Origin of the sequence: Streptomyces sp. So13.3 (assembly GCF_005860785.2) — a bacterium.
In the GTDB taxonomy this organism is placed as follows: Bacteria; Actinomycetota; Actinomycetes; order Streptomycetales; family Streptomycetaceae; genus Actinacidiphila; species Actinacidiphila fildesensis.
The window spans coordinates 1,117,300-1,138,129 of record NZ_CP048835.1 but is presented as its reverse complement, the minus strand read 5'-3'; the positions used below and the strand labels follow the sequence as shown (position 1 = coordinate 1,138,129).

Below are 20,830 nucleotides of genomic sequence, written 5' to 3'. Positions count from 1 at the left end.
GGGGTCGGTGGAGATGTCGGTGTCGACGGGTACAAGGAAATGGATCGGGCGGGGGCGGCCCGAACGGTCAGGGGAGATCGGCCGGTTCGTCGCCTGCGGCGGCGAGCAGAGCGCGGGTGTAGGGATGGCGGGGCGCCCGCCACAGGTCGGCGACCGGCCCCTCCTCCACCACCTGTCCGTGCCGTAGGACCAGCACCCGGTCGGCGAGGTGCCGGACGACCGCGAGGTCGTGGGAGATGAACAGACACCCGATACCGGTGCGGTCCTGGAGCTCCACCAGCAGGTCCAGGACCTGTGCCTGAACGGTGCGGTCCAGCGCCGAGGTGGGCTCGTCACAGACCAGCAGCTCCGGGCCGGGGGCCAGGGCGCGCGCGATGGCCACCCTCTGCAGCTGACCGCCGGACAGTTCGCGCGGGTACCGCCGGGCCAGCCCCGGGTCGAGCCCGACCTGCTGGAAGAGGGCGGCCACCGCCTGCGGCCGGTCCCGTCGCGGGACGCCGTGCAGGCCCAGCGGGAACGCCACCGCCTCCCCGGCCCGCAGGCCGGGGTTGAGCGAGCCGCCGGGATTCTGCGGAACGAACTGCAGCCGTCCGCGTACCGCACGTGCGCTCCGGCCGCGGAGCCGGTGGGGGTCGTGGCCGGCGAAGCGGACCGAACCGGTGTCGGGGGCGAGCAGCCCCAGCGCCAGTCGGGCGAGGGTGGACTTGCCCGAGCCGGACTCGCCGACCAGGCCGACCGTCTCGCCGCGCCCGACGCCCAGACTGACCCCTCCCAGCGCGAGCCGCCCGCCCGGGTAGCGCTTGGTGACGTCGGTGAGATGAAGCAGGGGAGTGTCCTCGTGGCCGGTCCCCGCGCTGACGCTCATCGGCGTGCCCCCGCCCGGGCCGCGACGAGTTCGGCGGTGAAGGAGTGCGCCGGCCGGGAGAGCACCTGGCCGGCGGGGCCGGACTCGACGATGCGCCCGGCGCGCATCACCGCCACCTGTCCGCCCACCCGCCGGGCCACCGACAGGTCGTGGGTGACCAGCAGTACCGCGATACCGTGCCTGCTGCGCAGACTGCCGAACAGATCCAGGATCTGCGATCGGACCAGCGCGTCGAGCGCGGTGGTCGGCTCATCGGCGATCAGCAGTTCGGGCTCGCAGGCGACCGCGAGAGCGATGGCCGCACGCTGGCGCAGCCCGCCGGAGAGCTCATGCGGAAAGCTGCGCGCGATGCGCTCCGGCTCCGGGATCCCCGCCGTGGTCAGCAGCCCGGGTACGGCGTCCCGGGCCGCGCGGCGGGTGGTGACCACGCGGTGCCGGCGCAGGACTTCGGTGATCTGCGGACCGATGCGGCGCAGCGGATCGAGCGAACCGGTGGGATCCTGCGGCACATAGCCGATCCGGCTGCCCCGCACCCGGGAGAACTCCCGCTCGGTCAGCGCGCGCAGATCGGTCCCGCCGAGTCGTATCCGGCCGGTGACCCGGGCGTTCCGGCCGGGCAGCCCGAGCACGGTCCTGGCGAGTGTGGTCTTGCCGCTGCCCGACTCACCGAGCAGCACCAGCGCACCGCCCGGTTCGACGGAGAGCGACACGGCGTCCACGGCGTGCACGGGGGAGTCCCGGCCCGGGTGGTCGACGGACAACTCCTCGACGAGCAGCCCGGGTCGGCCGGTCGCCGGCGGCGCGTGCGGGGTCATCGGACCGCCTCCGCGGCGAGGTCACCCGTGTCGCCGATGCGGCGCCGCAGGGCCTCGCCGAGGGTGTTGCAGACCACCGAGACGATGAGGATGGTGAGCGCGGGAAGGACGGCGACACCGGGGTGGGTCAGCAGGCTGGGACGCAAGTCATCCAGCATCGCTCCCCATTCGGCGGTGGGTGGCGGGACGCCGAGGCCGAGGAAGGAGAGCCCGGCCGCGTACACCACGGACAGCCCGATCAGGGACGAGGCGTAGGCCAGGATCACCGGCGCGACGACCGGCAGGACCTGGCGTACGGCGACGAGCGTGCGGCCGGCTCCGCTGACCCTGGCCGCCTCCAGGTATTCGGCGGTGCGGATCCGCGCCACCTCGGTATGGGCGACCCGGGCCACCGCCGGGGTGAGCACCACCGACAGCGAGAGCACGGTCGCGCCGAGGCCCGCCGGCATCAGGGTGGCGATGGTCATCGCCAGCAGGATGCCCGGGAAGGCGTACAGGACGTCGAGCGACCGCAGCAGCGCCTGTTCGGTGACCCGGCCGCCGAGCCCGGCGGCGATGCCCAGCGCGGTGCCTGCCGTCGCGGCGATCGCCACCGGGACGAACCCGCCGATCAGGGAGGGGCGGGCGGCCCAGACGAGCCGGCTGAGCACGTCGCGGCCCTGCCCGTCGGTCCCCAGGAGATGGCCGGGGCTGCCGGGGTCGAGCAGGCGCACCCGCAGTGATCCGGCGACCGGGTCGTACGGGGCGATCAGCGGTGCGGCGACGGCCACCAGGAGCAGCAGCGCGGCGAGTGCGGCGGGCAGCAGCAGCCCGGCGTCACGTCGCAGTGCGGCGGCCCGCAGGGCTCGGAAGGGGAGCCGCCCTCGGGCGGAGGTACCGGTACGGAGCACGGTCATCGGGGGCTCCGGACGCGCGGGTCGATCCAGGCGTGGGCGATGTCGACCAGGATGTTGACGCCGACGAAGGCCACCGCGACCACCAGGACGCCGCCCTGGATGAGGGGCAGGTCGCGTGCGGTGAGGGCGTCGTAGAGCAGATGTCCGAGGCCGGGCCAGGCGAAGAGCGTCTCCACGAAGACCACGCCCTCCAGCAGATAGGCCAGTTGGAGGCCGCCGATGGTGAGCAGCGCGGGGGAGGCGTTGTGCACGCAGTGCCGCAGCACGGCCGTACGGCTCAGCCCGCGGGCCCGCAGACTGTCGGCGAGATCCCCCGCGAGGACCGAACCGAGCGCGGCCCGGAACACCTTGGCGGTGAGGCCGAGCGGCACCAGGGCGGCCGCCACGGCGGGCAGGATCAGATGGCGCAGCAGGTCCGGCAGGCCGCCGTCGCCGAAGACGTCATGCGTACCGCCGGCCGGCAGGCAGCCGAGCCGCACCGCGAAGACGGCGATCAGCAGCAGCGCCACCGAGTACTGCGGGGCGGAGACCGACACGGTGCTCAGCGCGCCCGACACCCTGCCGAGCGGACCGCGGGGCCGCAGGGCGCTGACGGCACCGAGCACGATTCCGCCGACGAGGACCAGCGTGAACGCCGCAGCCGACAGGATCAGGGTCTGGCCCATTGCCGGCAGCAGCAGTTGGTCGACGGGGCGCTGGCCGGCGATCGACGTGCCGAGGTCGCCGTGCAGCGCGTGTGTCAGCCAGTCGGCGTACTGCACGGGCAGCGGCCGGTCCAGGCCGAGACGGTCGGTCAGCTCCTGGTGCGCCTGCGGCGGAGCCCCGGGGCCCAGGAACGCGCTGACCGGGTCGCCGGGCACCAGGGCCACGGTGGCGAAGACCACCAGCGTCACACCGACGAGGGTGGGCACCGCGAGCAGCAGCCGCCGGATCAGGAACCGTCTCATGCGGGCACCGGCCGGAGCGGGGCGCCCGGCGGCCGGGCGACGGGGAGACGGGCAGGGGCTGGCATGAGCGTGGTCCTTCCAGGGCCGGTCACTCCGGCCGATGGGAAGAAGGTGGCTCAGCCGGCCGGGCGGCAGCCAGCCAGGCGTTCATGCGGTTACCTGTGGTCATAGGATCCGGGGTGCGGATCAGCACGCTGCCCCGCGGCACGGGTCGTGGACCGACCTTGACCCGTACTCGCGTTCGGAATTACCCTGCGCGCATGGCTATCCGGCGCACCGACTTCACCTTGGTCGGCATCTGCGGCTCGTGGCACCGCAGGTGCTTCGACGAGACATGTCGCCCCGGCGCCCGGCGCTGACCGCCCAGCCCCTGGCTGCCCGGCAGCGCCCCTCCTCCAGCAGCGGCCAGCCGCCCCTCTGATGATCCGTCAGTGACGTTCCCGGGACCACGGAACCGTCATGGAACAGGGCGGAACCCGCGTCCTATCGCCGCGTCGTCCCGCCAGGGACCGGCTCCGTCACCTCCGAGGGGACCGCACCGCCATGCCGCACGACATCCGCGACCTGACCCGTCGACCAGCCGGCCGGGCCGGACAGCCCGCCCGTACCGTCAACCCGCCACGCCGGTCCGGAGGTTCCCGATGGGAACGCTGACCGAACTCGCCGACCCGTGCTCCGGACGCAACCGGCGGCAGTCCGGGCGGCGGGGCCCGTCCGCCCCGGCCCGGCCGGCCACGACGGACGCGCTGCACATCGAGATCGACAATCCGCTGGACCTCATCGCCGGACACCAACTGCTGGCCGAGCCCGACGCGTTCTCCGCCGGCGGCGGTCCGGTACGCCGCCCCGCCGCCGAACCGGCCTGCTCCTGCGGGCATCCGCTGTGCACCGTGGCCGCGGACCGGGCCTCCGACACCACCCGGGTGTTCCTGGTGGAGCGGCACCCGGTGGCCAGCGCCGGACTGCGCAGCGTCCTGGCCAGCGTGCCGGGGATGACCGTGGTGGGCAGCAGCACCGGTGACCCGCTGCGCGCCGTGGAGGGCGTGCGACGAGTACAGCCCGACGTCATCCTGCTGGGCGGCGGCGCGACACTCGCCGACGACCTCGCCGCCGTGGTCGAACTGCGCGGCGCCGACGGGGCGCCCGACGCGCGGGTGCTGCTGCTGCGCCGGGCGGAGAGCACGGCGGAGGCCAGCCGGATGCTGCTGACCGGGGCGAACGGCTGCTTCCCGCTGGACCTGCCGGAGGACCGCATCATCAGCGCGGTGGCGACCGCCGCCGCGGGCGGCGCGGTCTTCCTGCCCGCCCCGCCGTCGGCCCGGGTGCACCTGGCCAGCCTGGCCGGGCACGCCGCTGAGTCACCGCCGCAGCACTGCGGACTGACGGACCGGGAGCACGACGTGCTCTCCCAGCTGGCCCGGGGCCTGGGCAATGCCGAGATCGGGCGCGAGCTCGCGCTGGCCGAGGCCACTGTCAAGAAGCACCTGACCCAGGCGATGCGCAAGATCGGCCAGTCCGACCGGCTGCGTGCGGCGGTCTACGCGCACCGGCACGGCCTGGCCGGCTGATCGACTGCCGCCGCTCCGGTACCGGAGCGGCGGCCGTACCACTGCCGAAGGCGGGCACCCGTGCGGGGTGCCCGCCTTCGGCATGTCCGGGCCCGGCCGGAGCGGGGCGACCTTAGGAGCAGCCGTGGGCTCCGTAGGTCGCCCCGGCCCGCTCCGTTCGGGGCTTCTGGCCACGGGGTGCCGCTCCGTAGCGTTGCCGACGACCGAGACCGCCGCGACCCGCACCCCGGGTCCGCATCCCGGGTCCGTACCCCCCGACCCGCGACGGCCGCACAGCCCGGGGTCCCGGGTCCCGCACGACCCGTCCCCGTAGAACCTGTAGAAGGAGACCCTGATGAGCGATGTGCCCGAGGCAGCCATCGCACGGACCGGACCCCAGGAACCCACTCCACGCGGCGCGGGCGCCGGGACCGTCCCCGGACCGCGCACCGCGGTACTGGGGGAGTCGCGCTCCGCGGACGGCAGCACGCTCCCGGCGGCCGGCGGCCCGTACGACCTCCCCTACCCGGCCCCGTACCGCCCCGCGTACCGGTCGATGCCCGAGGACGAGCGCTCGGCCCTGTGGCGCCAGCGCCTGCACGAGGCCGAGGCCGGACTCACCTCGTTCCTGGCGGCGCGCGGCGACCATCTCCATCTGACCGACTGGTTCGCGCTGCAGGCCGAACTCTTCGCCGATCTGCCCGATGCGCGGGACACCGACTCGGCAGCCTGGCAACGGGTGTTCTTCCGCGGCCAGGCCCTGATGGAGCGATTCCTCGTCACCCGGTACGGCGAGGAGTCGCTCGCCGGGTGGGCCGGTGCCAACGCCGAGGTGCACCGCACGGTCGAGCCCGACCACGGACGGGGCGCCGCCGACCCGATCCACCGCATCGCCCGGCAGGCCGAACTCTATGGTTCCGACTACGAGTTCGACTCCGACGCACCCGAAGGCCCCGACCACGCGGCGCTGACCATCACCCACTGCGCGATCTGGGACTACCGCGAGCGGGCCCGCCGCAGTGGAGTGCGCCTCACGCTGGCCTCGCCGTGCACCTACTGCACGGAGGCGCTGTCCGCCAACATCCGGGCCAAGGGCTACCGTCCCTCGCACCGGCTGCGCAGCGGACCCACCGGGCACGGCTGCCGCTGGGAGGCCGACGCCCCGGCCGGCGACGTCACCCTCCCCGTCAACGCGCGGGAGGCGTGATGTGCGGGATCACGGGATGGGTCGACTGGGAGACCGACCTGCGTACCAGGGAGCGGACCGTGCGGGCCATGACCGAGACCCTGGCGTGCCGGGGACCGGACGCCGACGGTGTCTGGCTCTCCAAGTACGCCGCACTCGGGCACCGCAGGCTCTCGGTGATCGATCTCGACGGCGGTGTGCAGCCGCTGCGGGACCTCCCCCTTCCGCGCGCCGTCATCAGCTACAACGGCGAGCTCTACAACTACCGCGAGCTGCGCGCCGAACTGCGGGCCCTCGGGCACGAGTTCCGCACCGCGTCGGACACCGAGGTCGTGCTGCGGGCGCACGTGCAGTGGGGTGACCAGGCACCCCGCAGGTTCAACGGCATCTTCGCGTACGCGCTGTGGGACACCCGCCGCGAGGAACTGCTGCTGGTCCGCGACCACCTGGGGATCAAGCCGCTGTACTGGCACGCCCACCGCAGCGGGGTGCTGTTCGGCTCCGAGCCCAAGGCCGTCCTGGCCAACCCGCTCTTCCGGGCCGAACTGGACGCCGAGGGCATCGCCGAACTCTTCGCCCTCCCGGCCGCGCCGACGGCGGGCCACGGACTCTTCCGCGGTCTGCACGAAGTGCGCCCCGGCACCGTGGTGACGGTCGGCAGGTCCGCGACCCGGCAGTCGGCCTACTGGGCGCTGGAGTCACAGCCGCACACCGACGACCCGGCGACCACCCGGGAGACGGTCCGCGCGCTCCTCGCCGACAGCGTCGAGCGCCAGCTGCTCAGTGACGTCCCGCTGTGCACCCTGCTGTCGGGAGGCGTGGACTCCAGCGCCATCACCGCGCTGGCCGCTGGCGCCCGCGAACGGGCCGGCCAGGGCAAGGTCACCAGCTTCTCGGTGGACTTCCCCGGCAGCGAGGAACGCACCCCGGACGCCTGGCGCACCACCCTGGACGCCCCGTACGTCCAGGCCGCCGCCGAGCACATCGGCACCCGGCACACCTCCGTCGTGGTCCCCGACGACGACATGCTCGACGCCCGCGACGCCGTCCTGCGCGCCCGGGACCGGCCCGGCTGGGGGGAGATGGACGCCTCGCTGCACCTGCTGTTCCGCGAGGTGCGGCGGCACTCCACGGTGGCGCTCTCCGGCGAGGCCGCCGACGAGATCTTCGGCGGCTACCCCTACTTCCACGACGCGCGGGCGCTCGCCGCCGACACCTTCCCCTGGCTGCACGGCCGCACCACCCCGGCCGCGCTGCTGCGCCCCGAGGTCCGCGCCGAGGTACGCCCCGACGAGTACACCGCCGAGGCGGACCGGCGGTTGCTGGCCGAAGTGCCGCGGCTGGACGGCGAGACCGGACCGGACCGGCGGCTGCGGGAGGTCTTCCATCTCGCGCTGACCCGCTGGCTCCCGCCGCTGCTGGACCGGGTGGACCGGGTGAGCATGTCGGTGGGCCTGGAGGTGCGGGTGCCGTTCTGCGACCACCGGCTGGTGGAGTACCTGTGGAACGTGCCGTGGCACCTCAAGTCCCCCGGCGGGCGCTCCAAGGGGCTGCTCCGCGACGCCGTCCGCGATCTGCTGCCACCCCAGGTGACGGACCGCCCGAAGAGCGGCTACCCGTCGACCCCCGCGGTCCGCTACAGCGAGGTGCTCACCGCCCGCGCGCACGAACTGCTGGCCGATCCGCAGGCGCCGGTCTTCGACCTGGTGGACCGGGACGTGGTGCGCCGCGCGCTCGCCGAAGGACGTCCGCTGCCCAGCCCTCGAACGGCTCCCAACCCGATCGGCGGCCTCGACCACCTGATCCAGGTCGACGAATGGCTGCGGGCCTACCGCGTGGGGCTGCGATGAGCCCCACGAGTCCCTCCGCCCGCGCGCAGGCCCCGTCCGGCCGCCCGCGGACCGAACCGGCCCTCGGAGCGGACTCCTTCCGCGCCGCGGCCCGGCACTGGACCACCGGAGTCGGCGTCCTGACCACCCAATGGGGCGAGGAGGTCTTCGCCAAGACCGTCTCCTCGCTGTGCACGCTGTCCCTCGAACCCCTGCTGGTCAGCGTCGCGGTGGACCGGCGCAGCCCGCTGGTGGACGCCGTCCGCGGCAGCGGCCGGTTCGCCGTGAGCGCGCTGAGCCGGGAACAGGAGCACATCGCCCGGCGGTTCGCCGCCCCGGGCGCCGGCCGCGCCCTCGGCTTCTTCACCACCGCGCCGATGCGGACGGAGATCACCGGCGCACCCGTCCTGGAGCACTGCCTGGCCTGGTTCGACTGCCGGCTGCACAGCGTCCTGCCCGGCGGCGACCACGCGATCCTCGTCGGGCAGGCCGTCGCCGCGGACACCGGTGACGGTGAGCCGCTGCTCTACCACGACGGACGGTACCGCTCCCTCGACCGCCAACCGATCACCCCGACTGGAGTGCACGCATGACCCTGCTGGACACCACCGACACCGGACGGGGCCTGCTCACCGCCGACCGGTACCGGGCCGAGCTCGACGACGGCCGTGAGCTCTATCTCGACGGGAAGCGCATCAGCGACCCGGCCGGCCATCCGGCGTTCAAGCCCGCCGCCGACGAGATAGGCCGGCTGCTCGACCTCCAGCACCATCCCGACCACCAGGACCTGCTCACCTGGCAGGACCCGGCCACCGGGCAGCGCCTGGCCCGCGCCTACCAGCCGCCGCGCACCGTGGAGGAACTGCGCGTGCAGCGGCGCAGTGCCGAGTTCTGGCACGCCGAATCCCTCGGCCAGCACGGTCGCTCGCCCGCCTTCATGGCCTCCATCGCGGTCGGCCTCTACGACTTCCGCCACCAGCTGGAGAAGGCGCGCACCGGATTCGGCACCAACGCCGAGGCCTGGTACCACCACACCTCCCGCAACGACCTGGTGCTCTCGCACGCGCTGGGCGATCCGCAGATCGACCGGTCCGCCGACCCGGTGGACGATCCCGATCTCGCGCTGCGCGTGCTGTCGGAGAACGAGCGGGGCATCGTCGTACGCGGCGCCAAGCAGCTGACCACCCTGGCCCCGCTGGCGCACGAGGTGCTGGTCTACCTGTCGGCGTCGTTCGCCCAGCGCCGCGGTGAACAGTTCGTCGTCTGGTTCGCCCTGCCGCTGAACACACCCGGCCTGGTGACCCTGTGCCGCGAACCCCTCGGCAGCAGCCCGTGGGGACACGCCCATCCGCTCGGCGCCCGCTTCGACGAGCAGGACGCCATGCTGTTCTTCGACGACGTCCTGGTGCCCTGGGACCGGGTGTTCCTGCTGCGCGAGAGCGAGCTGGCCAGGACCGGCCTGGGCCGGATCAACGCCTGGAGCGCCTATATCGGGCACGTCCGCTACCGCGAGCGGCTGCGCACCCTGCTGGCCACCGCGACCCTCGTGGCCGAGAGCATCGGTGTGGACGGCTTCCGGAACATCCAGGAGGACCTGGGAACGCTGGCCGGTTACGCCGAACTCACCGAGTACTTCCTGGACGCCGCCGAAGCCCGTGCCACGGTCACCGACAGCGGCCTGCTGGCGCCCGGAGACACCGCGGCCAGCCGGGTGTGGTCCGCCGAAGTGGCGGGCAAGGCGGTCGACATCGTGCGCGGCATCGGCGCCTCCGGGCTGCTGATGCAGCCGACGGCGAACGATCTGGCCAACCCACGGCTCCGGCCGCACCTCGACCGCTACATGCGCGGGCGCGGTATCGACGCCGAACACAAGTCCCGGCTCTTCCGGCTCGCCTGGGAACTGACCGGTGACGGCTTCGGCCAGCGCCAGGACCTCTACGAGTTCGTCCACCGGGGAGACCTGGCCCGCAACCGCATCAACCTGTACCGGCGCTACGACCAGAGCAGCGTGCGCGAGCGCCTGCGGCGGCTCATCGCCGGACCCACCACTTCCCCGGAGGTCCAGTCGTGACCGCGTCAGCCGTCGAGATCCAGGCCCGGACGCTGTCCGGTTACGCGGACGCCAGCAGGCTCCGGCAGGTCCACGACCGTGACTGGGTGCTCGACCAGGTGCCGGGCGAGCCCGAGGTGCTGCTCGACCTCGGCAGCGGCATCGGCCAGTTGCTGCGCTCCGCCCTCGACCGCCAGCCGTCACTGCGGCTCGCGGTCGGCCTGGAACGGTCCGAGCACCGCATCGCCGAGGCGGCCGAACACCTGCGCCCGTACGGTGACCGGGTCGCGCTGCACCAGGCCGATCTGACCGTGCCCGCCCCGCTGGAGTACCGGCCGGACGTGGTCACCATGACGTCGGTGTTGCACTGGCTGTACCCCGACGAGGACCGCATCCTGGCCTGGGTCGGCGACCACCTCGCCCCCGGCGGGCACTTCCTGCTGACGACCTACCATCCGGCGCGGGACGAGCACGGCCTCGGCGGCGAGGACGACCTCGTCCGTGACGCCCTGGTGGCCCTCGGCGCCGAACGGGACGCCGTGCCGGCGGTGTTCGCGGCGGGGGAGGGGGAGGCGGGCGGCGCGGTGCTGCCCATCGCCACCCGGACCCGGACGGTCGAGGACCTGGCCGGGCTCCTGGAGCGGTACTTCCGGGTCGAGTCGGTCCTCGACCGCGACGCCGTGGTGCACATCGAGGACGCGGGCCAGTACAGCCACTTCCACGCCGCCACCTTCGGCGACTACTACAGCCGTCTCGTCCCGCCCACGCAACGTGCGGAGTTCTTCCGGGCGGTCGGCGACGCCGCCTGGCGACGGCAGGGTGAACGCGGCTGGGTCAGCAACATGCCCGTACGACTGTGGAAACTCCAGCCACGTGATTGACGCCTAGTCTGGAAGCACCGTCACCGACCCCGCCGGCCGAGGAGTCACCTCCGATGTCCACCCCCCTCCCCAGCCAGGAACTCGGCGCCTTCCTGCGAGCCCACCGCGAACTGCTCCAGCCGTCCGACGTGGGGCTGACCGCCAACTCCCGCCGCCGCACACCGGGGTTGCGGCGCGAGGAGGTCGCGTCGCTGTCCGGAGTGGGACTGGCCTGGTACACCTGGCTGGAACAGGGCCGGGTGACCGCCTCCCGGCAGGTGCTGGAGGCGGTCGCCCGCGCACTGCGGCTGGATCCGGCGGGGCTGCGGCACGCCATGCGGCTGGCCGGTCACCACGAACCGGCCGGTCCGCTGGACCGGAACGGATCCGGGGACCTCGCGTCGACCATGCAGCCGGTGCTGGACTCCTGGCCCACCAGCCCGGCCGTGCTGCTGGACCGGCACTTCGACCTGCTCGGATGGAACACCGCGTGGAGCGCGCTGTGGGGAGCTCCGGAGGCGGTGCCCGCCGACCGCCGCAACCTGATGTGGCTGATGGTCGCGGGCCGGCAGCTGCGCACCGTGCTGCACGACTGGGAGCCGCTGGCGATGAACGTCTTCCAACACTTCCGCGCCCAGGCCGGCACCTCCCTGTCCGACCCCCGTACCGGGGAGGTCTACCGGCACCTGGACGAGGACGCCCCACAGTTGCGCCACTGGTGGGGCTGCCACTCGGTGGCGGAGCTGACCACGCGTACCGTCGTCGTCGAACCCCCGGGCATCGGCCGGATCCAGCTGGCGCTGTCGTCCTTCCACCCGGTGGACGACCCCTCGGCACTGGTGCTGCTCTTCACCCCGCGCACCGCCGAGGACCACTCCCGTATGACGGCGCTGACCGAACGCCCGCTGCGTGCGGTCACCGGACTGCCCGAACGACACGCCGGCTGAGACGCAAAAGGAGTGGGGGAAGGGCCGCGGCCCTTCCCCCACTTCGCTGCCCACGTCAGACGCTTTCGGCGGCCTCCTCGACACCGTCGGACCGTTGACCAGCGGCCTGACCGGTGTCCGCCGGCGTGCGCAGGCCGTGACTGACCGCCAGACCTCCCAGCGCGCTGAGCAGCGCGAGACCCACGCCGATGACCAGCGTGCCGGTCGAGACGTCCCCGAAGGCTCCGACGGCCCAGGCCCCCACGCCCGTTCCGGCGTACATCGTCGAGGTCAGCCATGCGCTGGAGGTGGCGCGCAGCTCCGGTGCGACCGTGCCCGCCAGGGTCTGCTGATCGGTCACGAAGCCGCCGCTGGCCACGAACCAGACCGTCACGCCGACGAGCGCCGCGATCAGGCCGGGACCGCCGGCGGAGAGGGCGACCCCCACGGCGAGCAGCACGCCCCACAGCCCGAGCAGCGGCAGATGGGACCTGCCTGCTGCCCGCGCCCGGTCACCGAGGCGTCCGGCGGCGAGCGAGCCGGTCACACTGCCCACGCCGACCAGGATCCCGACCAGGCCGAGTTCGGCCACCGTCAGATCGAACCGGTGGACCAGCAGGGCCCCGAGGAAGGTGTACGCCCCGAGGTTGGCCGCGTGGAAAACGGTGTTGACCAGCAGGGCCTTGCGCAGTGCCGGGTCCGTCCAGCCGGCCAGTACGGCCCTGACCGCGCCGATCGCCGCTGCCGGGCGCGGGGTCGCGGCGACCTGGCGCAGGAGCAGCGGCAGCGCCGCCGCGGTGCCGATCGCCAGCGCCACGAAGGCCGAACGCCATCCGGCGATCCCGGCCAGCGCACTACCCAGGGGAACACCGACGACCTGGCCGCAGGAGAACAGCGCCATGCCCAGCCCGAGCGCCCGGCCGCGGAAGCGGTCAGGGGCCGTCTCGGCGATGTGCGCCCAGATCGCGGGCCCCGCCGCCGCGGCGGCCAGCCCCGCGACCGCCCGCGAGAGCACGAGCGGGGCCAGCCCGGTCGAGAGCGCGGCAGCGGCGTTGGACACGATGAACAGCGCGGTGCCGGCGAGCAGCGTCTGCCGTCGCCCGATCCGGTCGCTGAGCAGGCCGAGGAACGGCGCGCAGACGGCGTAGACGAGTACGTAGGCGGTGACGCTGGAGGCGGCGGCCGCCTCGCTGACGCCGATGTCGCCCGCGATGGTCGGAAGCAGCGGGGAGACCAGGAACGTCTCGGTCCCGAACAGGAACAGCAGCACGAACACGCCGGCATAGCGCAGCCAGTCGTAGGTCTCGGGCGCGGCGGCCGGCTCAGCGGGTGCGCCGGAAGTGCGGCTCAAGGGAATCACAGCCTTTTCGAGCGGGGATCCGGAGCCAGGTGAACCCGCCGGGCCCCGGCGGCGCTCTGCGGCGCGGCGGGCAGGGACGGGCGGGACGGCGGGTGCGGCCTCGGCGGGTCGGGGGCCGTCCGGCCCCACCATCGTGTGCCGCCGCGCAACGGTCAGCCAGACAGGCGATCATCCTGTGACCGCAGCACATAGGCAGCACGCCGATGAGGGGCCACGACCCGTCGGCCGTGACCCCTCAACCCGACTGTGCCGCGGCCGTGTCGCGCTGGGCGACGACCTTGTCGAGCTTGCCGGTGACCACGTCGAAGACGAAGCCGCGCACCCGGTCGGTGTGCGGGATGAAGGCGCTGGACCTGATGCGCGCCACGGACTGGCGTACGTCGGTCTCCAGATCGGAGAAGGCCTCGGCCGCCCAGGGCGGCGGTTGCCTTCCTGATCGACCGGATGAGGACGCACCGCCCCGAGGGCGTGAGCGTCAGCAGGGAGTCAGATCAGTGACAACAGAGGGAGCCGGCGATCCGCTGCGGATCGATGTTCTGGCGTCCGTACAGATGGACGACGGGCCCGCGGGGGCCGAGAGTGCCGACGACGACACGACCGGGTGCTGTCCGCATCGTCATCGCCTCTCTCCGGTTCGAACGGCCGGTGGCCTCGTCACCTCATATCGACGCCATCCCGCGGCTATTGCCCGGCGCAATGCCCGCCGGGCGCCCCGCCCCCGGTCTACCGCGAGACCTCGATCACGACCTTGCCCCGGGTGTGGCCCTCCTCCACGGTGCGCAGCGCCTGGCCGGCCTGCTCGAAGGGAAAGGTCCGGGTCACGAACGGGTCGAGGACGCCTTCGGCGACCAACGTCGCGACGGCGTCCAGCACTTCGGTGTTCCGCTTCCTCGCTACCGTCGACCCGCCGAGCTTGACGACGTTCACCTTGTCAGGACCGCTGATCAGCGTCGCGGGGTCCGCCAGCAGCGCGGCCACCTCCTCCAGGGAATCGCCCCCGACCAGGTCGAAGACCGCGTCGACACCATCGGGCGCCGCCGCGCGCACCCGGTCCGCCACACCGGGTCCCGACTCGACGTGCACGACACCGAGGGCCTCGACGAACTCCTTCTTCGCCGCGCTCGCGGTGCCGACCACCCGCAGACCCCGGTGCGTGGCGATCTGCGCGGCGGCGCTGCCCACTCCGCCGCCGACACCGTTGATCACCAGCATCGAGCCGGCCGGCAGATCGAGCTGCTGCACGCCGTCGTACGCGGTGGCCACGGCGACCGGCAGTGTCGCGGCGTCGGCCCAGGTGACCCCGGCGGGCTTGTGCGCGGTGCTCGCCACCGGCAGCAGCGTGTACTCGGCATACCCGCCGGTGAGGGGATTGCCGAACACGGCGTCCCCGACCGCGTCTCCGTCGACGCCGTCGCCCACCTGCTCCACCACACCGGACACCTCACCGCCCAGCACCGCGGGCAGCTTCACCGCCGGCGCGTTGGCCTGGACGTATCCCGTCCTGCGCTTCCAGTCGACGGGATTGACCCCGGCCGCCCGTACCGCCACCAGGAGTTGGCCGGCGCCGGGCACCGGCCGCGGCACGTCGGCGAAGGACTCGGTCTCGGGACCGCCGAACCGGGAGAACACATAGGCCTTGGGCATCGGTATCTCACACTTCTGGTCGAGGAGCTGGAGAGGAACGGGAGACGAGCCGGGCAGGACAACCACCTACACGATGCCGCTGGGGCCCTGACCCGGCGGTCGCTCGGGGCGGCGTCACGCGGTGTCCGGGACCCGGACGAAGGTGAAGAGCGTTCTGCGGCGCACGGTGAAGCCGATCGATTCGTACAGCCGGACGGCACCGGTGTTGGACTCCGCCGCATGCAGGAACGGGGTGTCCCCCCGGTCGCGGATACCGGCTGCGGCATGGCGGATCAGCCGCGTCGCCAGCCCGGACCCGCGATGGTCCGGGTCGGTGCACACGGCGCTGATCTCCGTCCAGCCGGGGATCCGCATCCGCTCCCCGGCCATCGCGACGAGCCTGCCGTCCCGGCGGATCCCGTAGTAGGCACCGAGCTCGATGGTGCGGGGCAGGAACGGGCCCGGCCTGGTGAGCGCGACGAGATCCAGCATCTCCGGAACATCGGCGGGGCTCAACCGCACCGCTTCCGGTTCCGCCTCGGCGCGCAGCGCGGTGTCGACGAGTTGCACCCCGTACCCGGAGTCGACGGTCTCCCAGTCCTCTGGAACGGCCGCGGTTCCCGTGACGGCGATGGTGAGGCCCGGCTCCACCAGCTCGGCCAGGTCCTTCCAGCCGCGTGGATCCTCGGCGTCGGCGAGCGCCACGAACGGCGACACGTCGGGCTGATAGCGGGCGGCGGCCCCGATGATCTCGGCGAGGTGGCGGTGCGGGCCGGTCAGTGCGGCCCACGCGGGGTTGTCCAGGACGTGCGGCGGCGCGGCCGCGTCCTGCCCGGAGTGGTGCGGAGGATGGAGACCTGTGGGCATGGTGGTGGGGACTCTCCGTTCTGGCACGGTGCTGTTTCTGCTGCTGCGGGGCGGTTCGCGGGACGGTGTTCGGCCCGGACTTCAGCCCCGACAGAGGGCGCTGCTGACCCGCCGCAGATCGATGTGCCGTCGCAGGAACGCCGAGGCCCGGCCGTGGCGTCGCCACGCGGCCATCCCCGGACCTGCGTACATACCGCTCACCATCGTCCTTCTGCCCGTGCGGGCCTCGCGTCCGCCGGAGGTGCTCCGGCCGTAAGCTAGGCACGCCGAACAGAGCGTGTCAATGAGACCCCCGCGGCCGGACGGCGCTACCCCGACAACGCGGTTCAGGAGTCCTCGGGTTCCCGGGTGAAGCCGAGTGCGAGTTCGGTCAGCAGTCGTGCGCCGAAGCCGGTGCAGCCGCGGGGACGCCAGGACGAGGCGGTGTCGTTCTGGGCCGTGCCGGCGATGTCGATGTGCGCCCAGGCGCGGCCCGCGACGAACTCCTCGAGGAACAGGGCCGCGTGGATCGCCCCGCCGTTGGGTCCGCCCATGTTCTTGATGTCGGCGACGTCCGAGTCCAGTTCGCCGCGGTAGCGCCGGGCCAGGGGCAGCTGCCAGACGGGCTCGTCCGTGCGCCGGGCCGCTTCCAGCACCTGGTCCACCAGCGGTTGCGCGTTGCCGAACACCGCGGCGATCTGCGGGCCGAGCGCCCGCAGGCTCGCGCCGGTGAGGGTGGCGATGTCGACGATGGCGTCGGTGGGCTCCTCGGTGGCCAGGACCAGGGCGTCGGCCATCACCAGCCGCCCCTCGGCGTCGGTGTTCAGCACCTCGACGGTCGTGCCGCCGCGCAGGGTGAGCACATCGCCGAGCTTGGTCGCGGACCCCGAGGGCATGTTGTCCGTGCACATCAGATAGCCGGTCACGAAGGTGGGGCAGTGCAGTGCGGACAGCACCGACATGGCCGCCAGGATCGCTCCCGCACCGGACATGTCGTTCTTCATCGTGGCGTGCACCGCGTCGGCGGGCTTGAGGCTGATGCCGCCCGAGTCGTACGTGATGCCCTTGCCGACCAGCGCGAGCCGGGGCACCTCGGGGCCGCCGGACGGGGGCCGGTAGGTCAGCTTGATCATGCGGGCCGGTTCCGTGCTGCCCGCGTTGACCCCCAGCAGCCCGCCGCAGCCCAACTCCCGCAGCGCGTCCTGGTCGAAGACCTCGACGTCCAGACCGCTCAGGGCGCCGACGCGCGTCGCGCAGTCGGCCAGCCGGGTGGCGGTGAGCAGGTTCGGCGGGGAGTTGGCCAGATCCCTGGCCAGCAGGGTCGCCTTCGCCAGGAGCCCGCCGCGCTGGGCCCCGCGGTCGGCGGCATCGGTGTCATGCGCGGGCACCACGAGCGTCAGGCTCATGACGGGGACGGTCCCGGTGTCGCTCTTGAGCGGCTCGAAGGTGTAGCGGGCCAGCAGCGCGCCCTCGACCAGCGCCTGCGCCGCGACCAGGCTGTCCACGCCCGCGCCGACCGGGGTGAGCAGCGTCAGCCGCGCGGAGCGCCCGGCGGCCAGGGCGAACGCGGCTGCCGCGTCACGCAGCGAGGCGGGGTCGGCGGCCTGCGGGTCGCCGATGCCGTAGAGCACCACGGGCGTGCCCTGCGCGTGCGCGCACACCAGTGTCTGTCCGACGCGCCCGGTGAAACCGGCCGCCGCTGCGGCCGCCGGGGTCAGTCCCACGTCGGCGGGCAGTTCGCCGCCCTCCGCGACCGGAATCCCCCAGATGTCGTCCGGGCCGGCCCCGGGCCCGGACTCCTGCGCGGCCACGACGTCGATCTCGGGCATGTGGTCGAAGGAGGGAACCGGGTCGGAGGTGTCCGCACGCAAGGACATGGCGGGTCTGCCTTTCACGCCTGCGGTTTCGGCCGCGTGGTCGCGCAGTCCTGATGCGCGGATGCCACTGTGCGCACAGGGCGCGCGGCCCCGCTCCCGGCAACACGCCGTATTGGGCCGAACGGCCGACCCAGGGACCGCCGGACCGAGGGAACCGGTCCCGTGGACCGTACGGCGCCGGCCGCCGTCGTCACCGCGTGCCGGGCTCCGGCTCCAGCAGGGTGGCCAGCCCGTCGAGGATGCGTTCCAGTCCGAAGGCGAAACGGGCTTCCATGTCGGGCTCCGACAGATCCGCGGCGAGGGCCACCAGATGGGGGAACCGGTCGGCGGGGAGCTGCTGGAGATGCTCGCGGGCGGCGTTGACGACCTCGGTCCGGGTGGCCTGCCCGACGGCCTCGGCGGCCGAGAGGGGGGACTGCTCCTGGAGCACGAAACCCGCCACGTAGTTGCCGAGCAGGTAGCTGGTCAGAGCGGCATCGGCAGCGGGGAATCCGGCCTCCCGGAGCCGGTCCAGCTGGTCCTCCAGGATGACGAGGAGGCTCGGGCCGAGGTTGAAGCGCCCGGCGACGACCCGGGCGGCGTCGCGCTTGCCGAGCAGGTGCCGGCGGTGCAGATGGCAGTACGCGCGCAACTGCTCGCGCCAGTCGCCCACCCGCGGCGGGGGCACGGCGTCGGCCACCAGGGCGTCGGCCAGCAGGTCCAGCAGCTGCTCCTTGTTGCGGACGTGCCAGTAGAGCGAGGGCGCCTGCACCCCGAGTTCGGCCGCCACCCTGCGCATGGACAGGGCGTCGAGGCCGTCCCGCTCCAGCACCAGCAGGGCTGCTCCCACCAGCGCTTCCTGGGTCAGCGGCGGCTGCTGGCCGGGCGCCTTCGCGCGGTCTGTCCTCATCGGTCGCCTCCTCCGTGTCCGCCGGTACCGCGGATATCCACTTGTCATCTAACACCGTTAGGGGCAATCTAACGGTGTTAGAGATCGACTAACACTGTTAGGGGACCCCATGGCGGAGCTCAGCTCCCGACGCAAGTACCTGGTGCTCGCCACCCTGTGCGCCACGATGTTCATGGCCATGCTCGACAACGTCGTGGTGAACACCGCTCTGCCCCGGATCGGACAGGAACTCCATGCCGGGGTGAGCGGCCTGCAATGGGTCGTGGAGGGCTACAGCCTCGTCTTCGCCGCCCTGCTGCTCACCGGTGGCACCCTCGGCGACCGCTACGGGCGGCGGCGGATATACCTCGCCGGCCTCGCCCTGTTCACCGCCGGCTCGGCGTTCGCCGCGCTCTCCGGCACCACTGGACTGCTCATCGCGGCGCGCATGACACAGGGACTGGGCGCCGCGCTGCTCACCCCGGGCAGCCTCTCGATCCTGCGGCACACCTTCGAGGACGAGCGGGAACGCACCCGCGCCATCGGCCTGTGGTCCGGCATCTCCGCCATCGGTCTCGCCCTGGGGCCGGTCATCGGCGGCCCGATGGTCGACGCCTTCGGCTGGGCCAGCGTCTTCTGGATCAACGTCCCCATCGGCGGGGCCGCACTGCTCCTGGGCAGCCGCGTACTGCCCGAGTACCTCACCCGCACCGCGCGGCTCGACCTGCCGGGACAGCTGCTCGCCGCCGTCGGACTGGGCGGACTCGTCTACGCCCTCGTCGAGGGTCCCAGCCGCGGCTGGACCGACCCGGTCACGCTGGGCGCCGCCGCGGCCGGGGCGGGGGCACTGCTGCTGTTCGGCGTCGTGGAACTGCGGGCCGCCGAACCCATGATGGATCTGCGGTTCTTCGCGGACCGGGTGCTGGCCGGGGCGGCGCTGGCCGCGTTCACGGTCAGCTTCGGCATGTTCGGCGTCATGTTCTTCCTGCCGCTGTACCTGCAGAACGTGCTGGGCTGGGCGCCCACCGGCTCAGGGGTGGCGGCGCTGCCGTGCACCGCCATGATCATGATCGCGTCGCCGCTGTCCGGCAGGCTCGCCATGCGCTACGGGGTCCGGCCACCCCTCGTCGCCGGTCTGACGCTGTGTGCGGTGGCCCTCGCGGGGCTCTCCCTGTACGGATCCGGCGCCCGGTACCCGCAGTACCTTTGGGTGCTGCCGCTGATGGGCTTCGGCATGGGCTTGAGCTTCGCCCCCGCCTCCATCGCGGTACTGCGCCGCGTCGCGCCGTCCGCGGCGGGCATGGCCTCCGCGGCGCTCAACACCGTCCGCGAACTCGGCGGTGTCGTCGGCGTGGCCGTCCTGGGCGCGGTGCTGACCAGCCGGCTGGCCTCCGGCCTGACCCACCGTCTGGAGTCCGCCGGCACCCCGCCGCAGGCACGTCACGACATCGTCGCCTCGGTCACGGGTGACGGCGCGGGCGGACTCGTCCGCGGCTCGGGCCTGCCCCCGGCACTGCACCGCACGATGGACGCGTCCTTCGTGGACGCCCTCCATCTCGCGGTCCGCTGCGGCGCGGTGGTCATGGCCGTCACCGCCGTGGCCGTCTTCCTCCTGCTGCGCTCCCGGCCGGAACCGGTGTCCCCGGTGTCCGGACCGGTGCTGGAGCAGTCCGGGGCCGCCCTCGGCGCGTAGGAAGTCGCCGACAGCGACCATGGTCGTGGTGCCCCCGCCCCCTCGGGGGCACTACGCCGGGCGCACCGGGAGGTAGCTGAGGATGACCATCCCGGTGCTGTGCACCTCGGTGCTGTTCAGGGTGAACCTGGTCTGCAGCGCGTCGCGGTACAGCAGTTGCTCGGAGGTGGCCTTGCCGGACAGGACGGGGTGGAGCCACACCCGGAACTCGTCGAGCAGCCCGTTCTCCAGCAGCAACCGGGTCACGGAGCCGAAGCCGTACTGCAGGATGTTCCCGCCCGGCTCCTCCTTGAGTTTCCGCACCTCGGCGACCACATCACCACTGATCACGCTGGTGTTCTCCCAGCTGGGGTCCTTCAGCGTGGACGACACGACGTGCTTCCGGATGCCGTTCATCCGGTCGGCGAACTCATCGGCTCCCGCGCGCGAGGACCACGCGGGGGCGAACCCGTCGTAGGTCTTCCGCCCCATGATCAGCGCGTCGCTGCCGAAGAGCTGGGCCTGGGCGGCCTTGGTGGCTTCGTCGCCGAAGAAGTCGAAGTGCCAGTCCTGCATGTTCGACATGTCGCCGTCGAGGGTCACATAGGTGGCGTTGATGATCTTTCGCATGGTGGTACTTCCTCCGTTGTCGCTCCGTGCGGT

The 20,830-nt window shown here is 73.0% G+C and carries 19 protein-coding genes and 1 pseudogene; 8 read left to right on the top strand and 12 right to left on the bottom strand.

The annotated features are described in order from the left end of the window. Positions 1-67: 67 nt before the first annotated feature. Genes C8250_RS42925 through C8250_RS05355 form a run of 4 tightly spaced genes read right to left on the bottom strand, consistent with a single transcriptional unit; the run spans position 68 to position 3,523 of the window. Positions 68-865 (bottom strand): ABC transporter ATP-binding protein, encoded by a 798-nt coding sequence (locus tag C8250_RS42925; protein WP_198359122.1) that lies wholly within the window; start codon positions 863-865, stop codon positions 68-70. After that, complete coding sequence (locus C8250_RS42920) at positions 862-1,680, bottom strand: ABC transporter ATP-binding protein (protein WP_203218424.1); 819 nt, start codon at positions 1,678-1,680, stop codon at positions 862-864. The genes C8250_RS42925 and C8250_RS42920 overlap by 4 nt, the downstream gene beginning before the upstream one ends. Beyond that, the gene (locus C8250_RS05360; protein ID WP_138353473.1) at positions 1,677-2,576 is read right to left on the bottom strand and encodes an ABC transporter permease; all 900 of its coding nucleotides are present in this window, start codon (positions 2,574-2,576) and stop codon (positions 1,677-1,679) included. The genes C8250_RS42920 and C8250_RS05360 overlap by 4 nt, the downstream gene beginning before the upstream one ends. Then, on the bottom strand, positions 2,573-3,523 hold the full coding sequence (locus tag C8250_RS05355) for an ABC transporter permease (RefSeq protein ID WP_138353474.1): 951 nt from the start codon (positions 3,521-3,523) through the stop codon (positions 2,573-2,575). The genes C8250_RS05360 and C8250_RS05355 overlap by 4 nt, the downstream gene beginning before the upstream one ends. 641 nt (positions 3,524-4,164) lie before the next feature. On the opposite strand from C8250_RS05355, the gene C8250_RS05350 reads away from it, so the two are divergent. The 7 genes from C8250_RS05350 to C8250_RS05320 all read left to right on the top strand — a co-directional run bounded on the left by C8250_RS05350 (position 4,165) and on the right by C8250_RS05320 (position 11,942). After that, positions 4,165-5,091, top strand: a complete 927-nt coding sequence (locus tag C8250_RS05350) for a response regulator transcription factor (protein WP_138353475.1) — start codon at positions 4,165-4,167, stop codon at positions 5,089-5,091. 334 nt (positions 5,092-5,425) lie between these two features. Continuing rightward, a complete protein-coding gene (locus C8250_RS05345) occupies positions 5,426-6,277 on the top strand; it encodes a hypothetical protein (RefSeq protein ID WP_138353476.1) in 852 nt (283 codons plus the stop codon). Then, positions 6,277-8,106: an asparagine synthase (glutamine-hydrolyzing) gene (gene asnB, locus C8250_RS05340; RefSeq protein WP_138353477.1), complete on the top strand. Its 1,830-nt coding sequence runs from the start codon at positions 6,277-6,279 to the stop codon at positions 8,104-8,106. The genes C8250_RS05345 and asnB overlap by 1 nt, the downstream gene beginning before the upstream one ends. Next, complete coding sequence (locus C8250_RS05335) at positions 8,103-8,678, top strand: flavin reductase family protein (RefSeq protein WP_187144740.1); 576 nt, start codon at positions 8,103-8,105, stop codon at positions 8,676-8,678. The genes asnB and C8250_RS05335 overlap by 4 nt, the downstream gene beginning before the upstream one ends. After that, positions 8,675-10,156 carry a 4-hydroxyphenylacetate 3-hydroxylase N-terminal domain-containing protein gene (locus C8250_RS05330; RefSeq protein WP_138353479.1) on the top strand — a complete coding sequence of 494 codons (1,482 nt, stop codon included), beginning with the start codon at positions 8,675-8,677 and terminating at the stop codon, positions 10,154-10,156. Before C8250_RS05335 ends, C8250_RS05330 begins: the two co-directional genes overlap by 4 nt. Then, complete coding sequence (locus C8250_RS05325; RefSeq protein ID WP_138353480.1) at positions 10,153-11,016, top strand: class I SAM-dependent methyltransferase; 864 nt, start codon at positions 10,153-10,155, stop codon at positions 11,014-11,016. Before C8250_RS05330 ends, C8250_RS05325 begins: the two co-directional genes overlap by 4 nt. Before the next feature lie 53 nt (positions 11,017-11,069). Next, on the top strand, positions 11,070-11,942 hold the full coding sequence (locus C8250_RS05320; protein ID WP_138353481.1) for a helix-turn-helix transcriptional regulator: 873 nt from the start codon (positions 11,070-11,072) through the stop codon (positions 11,940-11,942). A gap of 55 nt (positions 11,943-11,997) precedes the next feature. Here the strand turns inward: C8250_RS05320 and C8250_RS05315 are convergent, their stop codons facing one another. The 7 genes and pseudogenes from C8250_RS05315 to C8250_RS05290 all read right to left on the bottom strand — a co-directional run bounded on the left by C8250_RS05315 (position 11,998) and on the right by C8250_RS05290 (position 18,516). Further along, a complete protein-coding gene (locus C8250_RS05315) occupies positions 11,998-13,272 on the bottom strand; it encodes an MFS transporter (RefSeq protein ID WP_187144739.1) in 1,275 nt (424 codons plus the stop codon). A gap of 244 nt (positions 13,273-13,516) precedes the next feature. Continuing rightward, positions 13,517-13,708: pseudogene (locus C8250_RS05310) on the bottom strand (hypothetical protein); the annotation flags it as partial. A gap of 64 nt (positions 13,709-13,772) precedes the next feature. After that, a complete protein-coding gene (locus C8250_RS44440) occupies positions 13,773-13,901 on the bottom strand; it encodes a hypothetical protein (protein ID WP_269288963.1) in 129 nt (42 codons plus the stop codon). Between the two features lie 103 nt (positions 13,902-14,004). Then, positions 14,005-14,925, bottom strand: coding sequence for an NADP-dependent oxidoreductase (locus C8250_RS05305; protein WP_138359109.1), 921 nt, complete (start codon positions 14,923-14,925; stop codon positions 14,005-14,007). A gap of 114 nt (positions 14,926-15,039) precedes the next feature. After that, entirely contained in the window at positions 15,040-15,771 is a 732-nt protein-coding gene (locus C8250_RS05300) for a GNAT family N-acetyltransferase (RefSeq protein WP_138359107.1), read from the bottom strand. A 326-nt stretch (positions 15,772-16,097) separates the two neighbouring features. Beyond that, complete coding sequence (locus C8250_RS05295; RefSeq protein ID WP_138359105.1) at positions 16,098-17,627, bottom strand: leucyl aminopeptidase; 1,530 nt, start codon at positions 17,625-17,627, stop codon at positions 16,098-16,100. A gap of 190 nt (positions 17,628-17,817) precedes the next feature. Beyond that, positions 17,818-18,516, bottom strand: a complete 699-nt coding sequence (locus C8250_RS05290) for a TetR/AcrR family transcriptional regulator (RefSeq protein WP_164292727.1) — start codon at positions 18,514-18,516, stop codon at positions 17,818-17,820. Between the two features lie 109 nt (positions 18,517-18,625). Here C8250_RS05290 and C8250_RS05285 point away from each other — a divergent pair, with 109 nt between their 5' ends. Further along, complete coding sequence (locus C8250_RS05285) at positions 18,626-20,188, top strand: MFS transporter (RefSeq protein WP_138359101.1); 1,563 nt, start codon at positions 18,626-18,628, stop codon at positions 20,186-20,188. A gap of 51 nt (positions 20,189-20,239) precedes the next feature. Here C8250_RS05285 and C8250_RS05280 read toward each other — a convergent pair whose 3' ends face one another. Further along, positions 20,240-20,797: a dihydrofolate reductase family protein gene (locus C8250_RS05280; RefSeq protein WP_138359099.1), complete on the bottom strand. Its 558-nt coding sequence runs from the start codon at positions 20,795-20,797 to the stop codon at positions 20,240-20,242. Between the last annotated feature and the right edge of the window lie 33 nt (positions 20,798-20,830).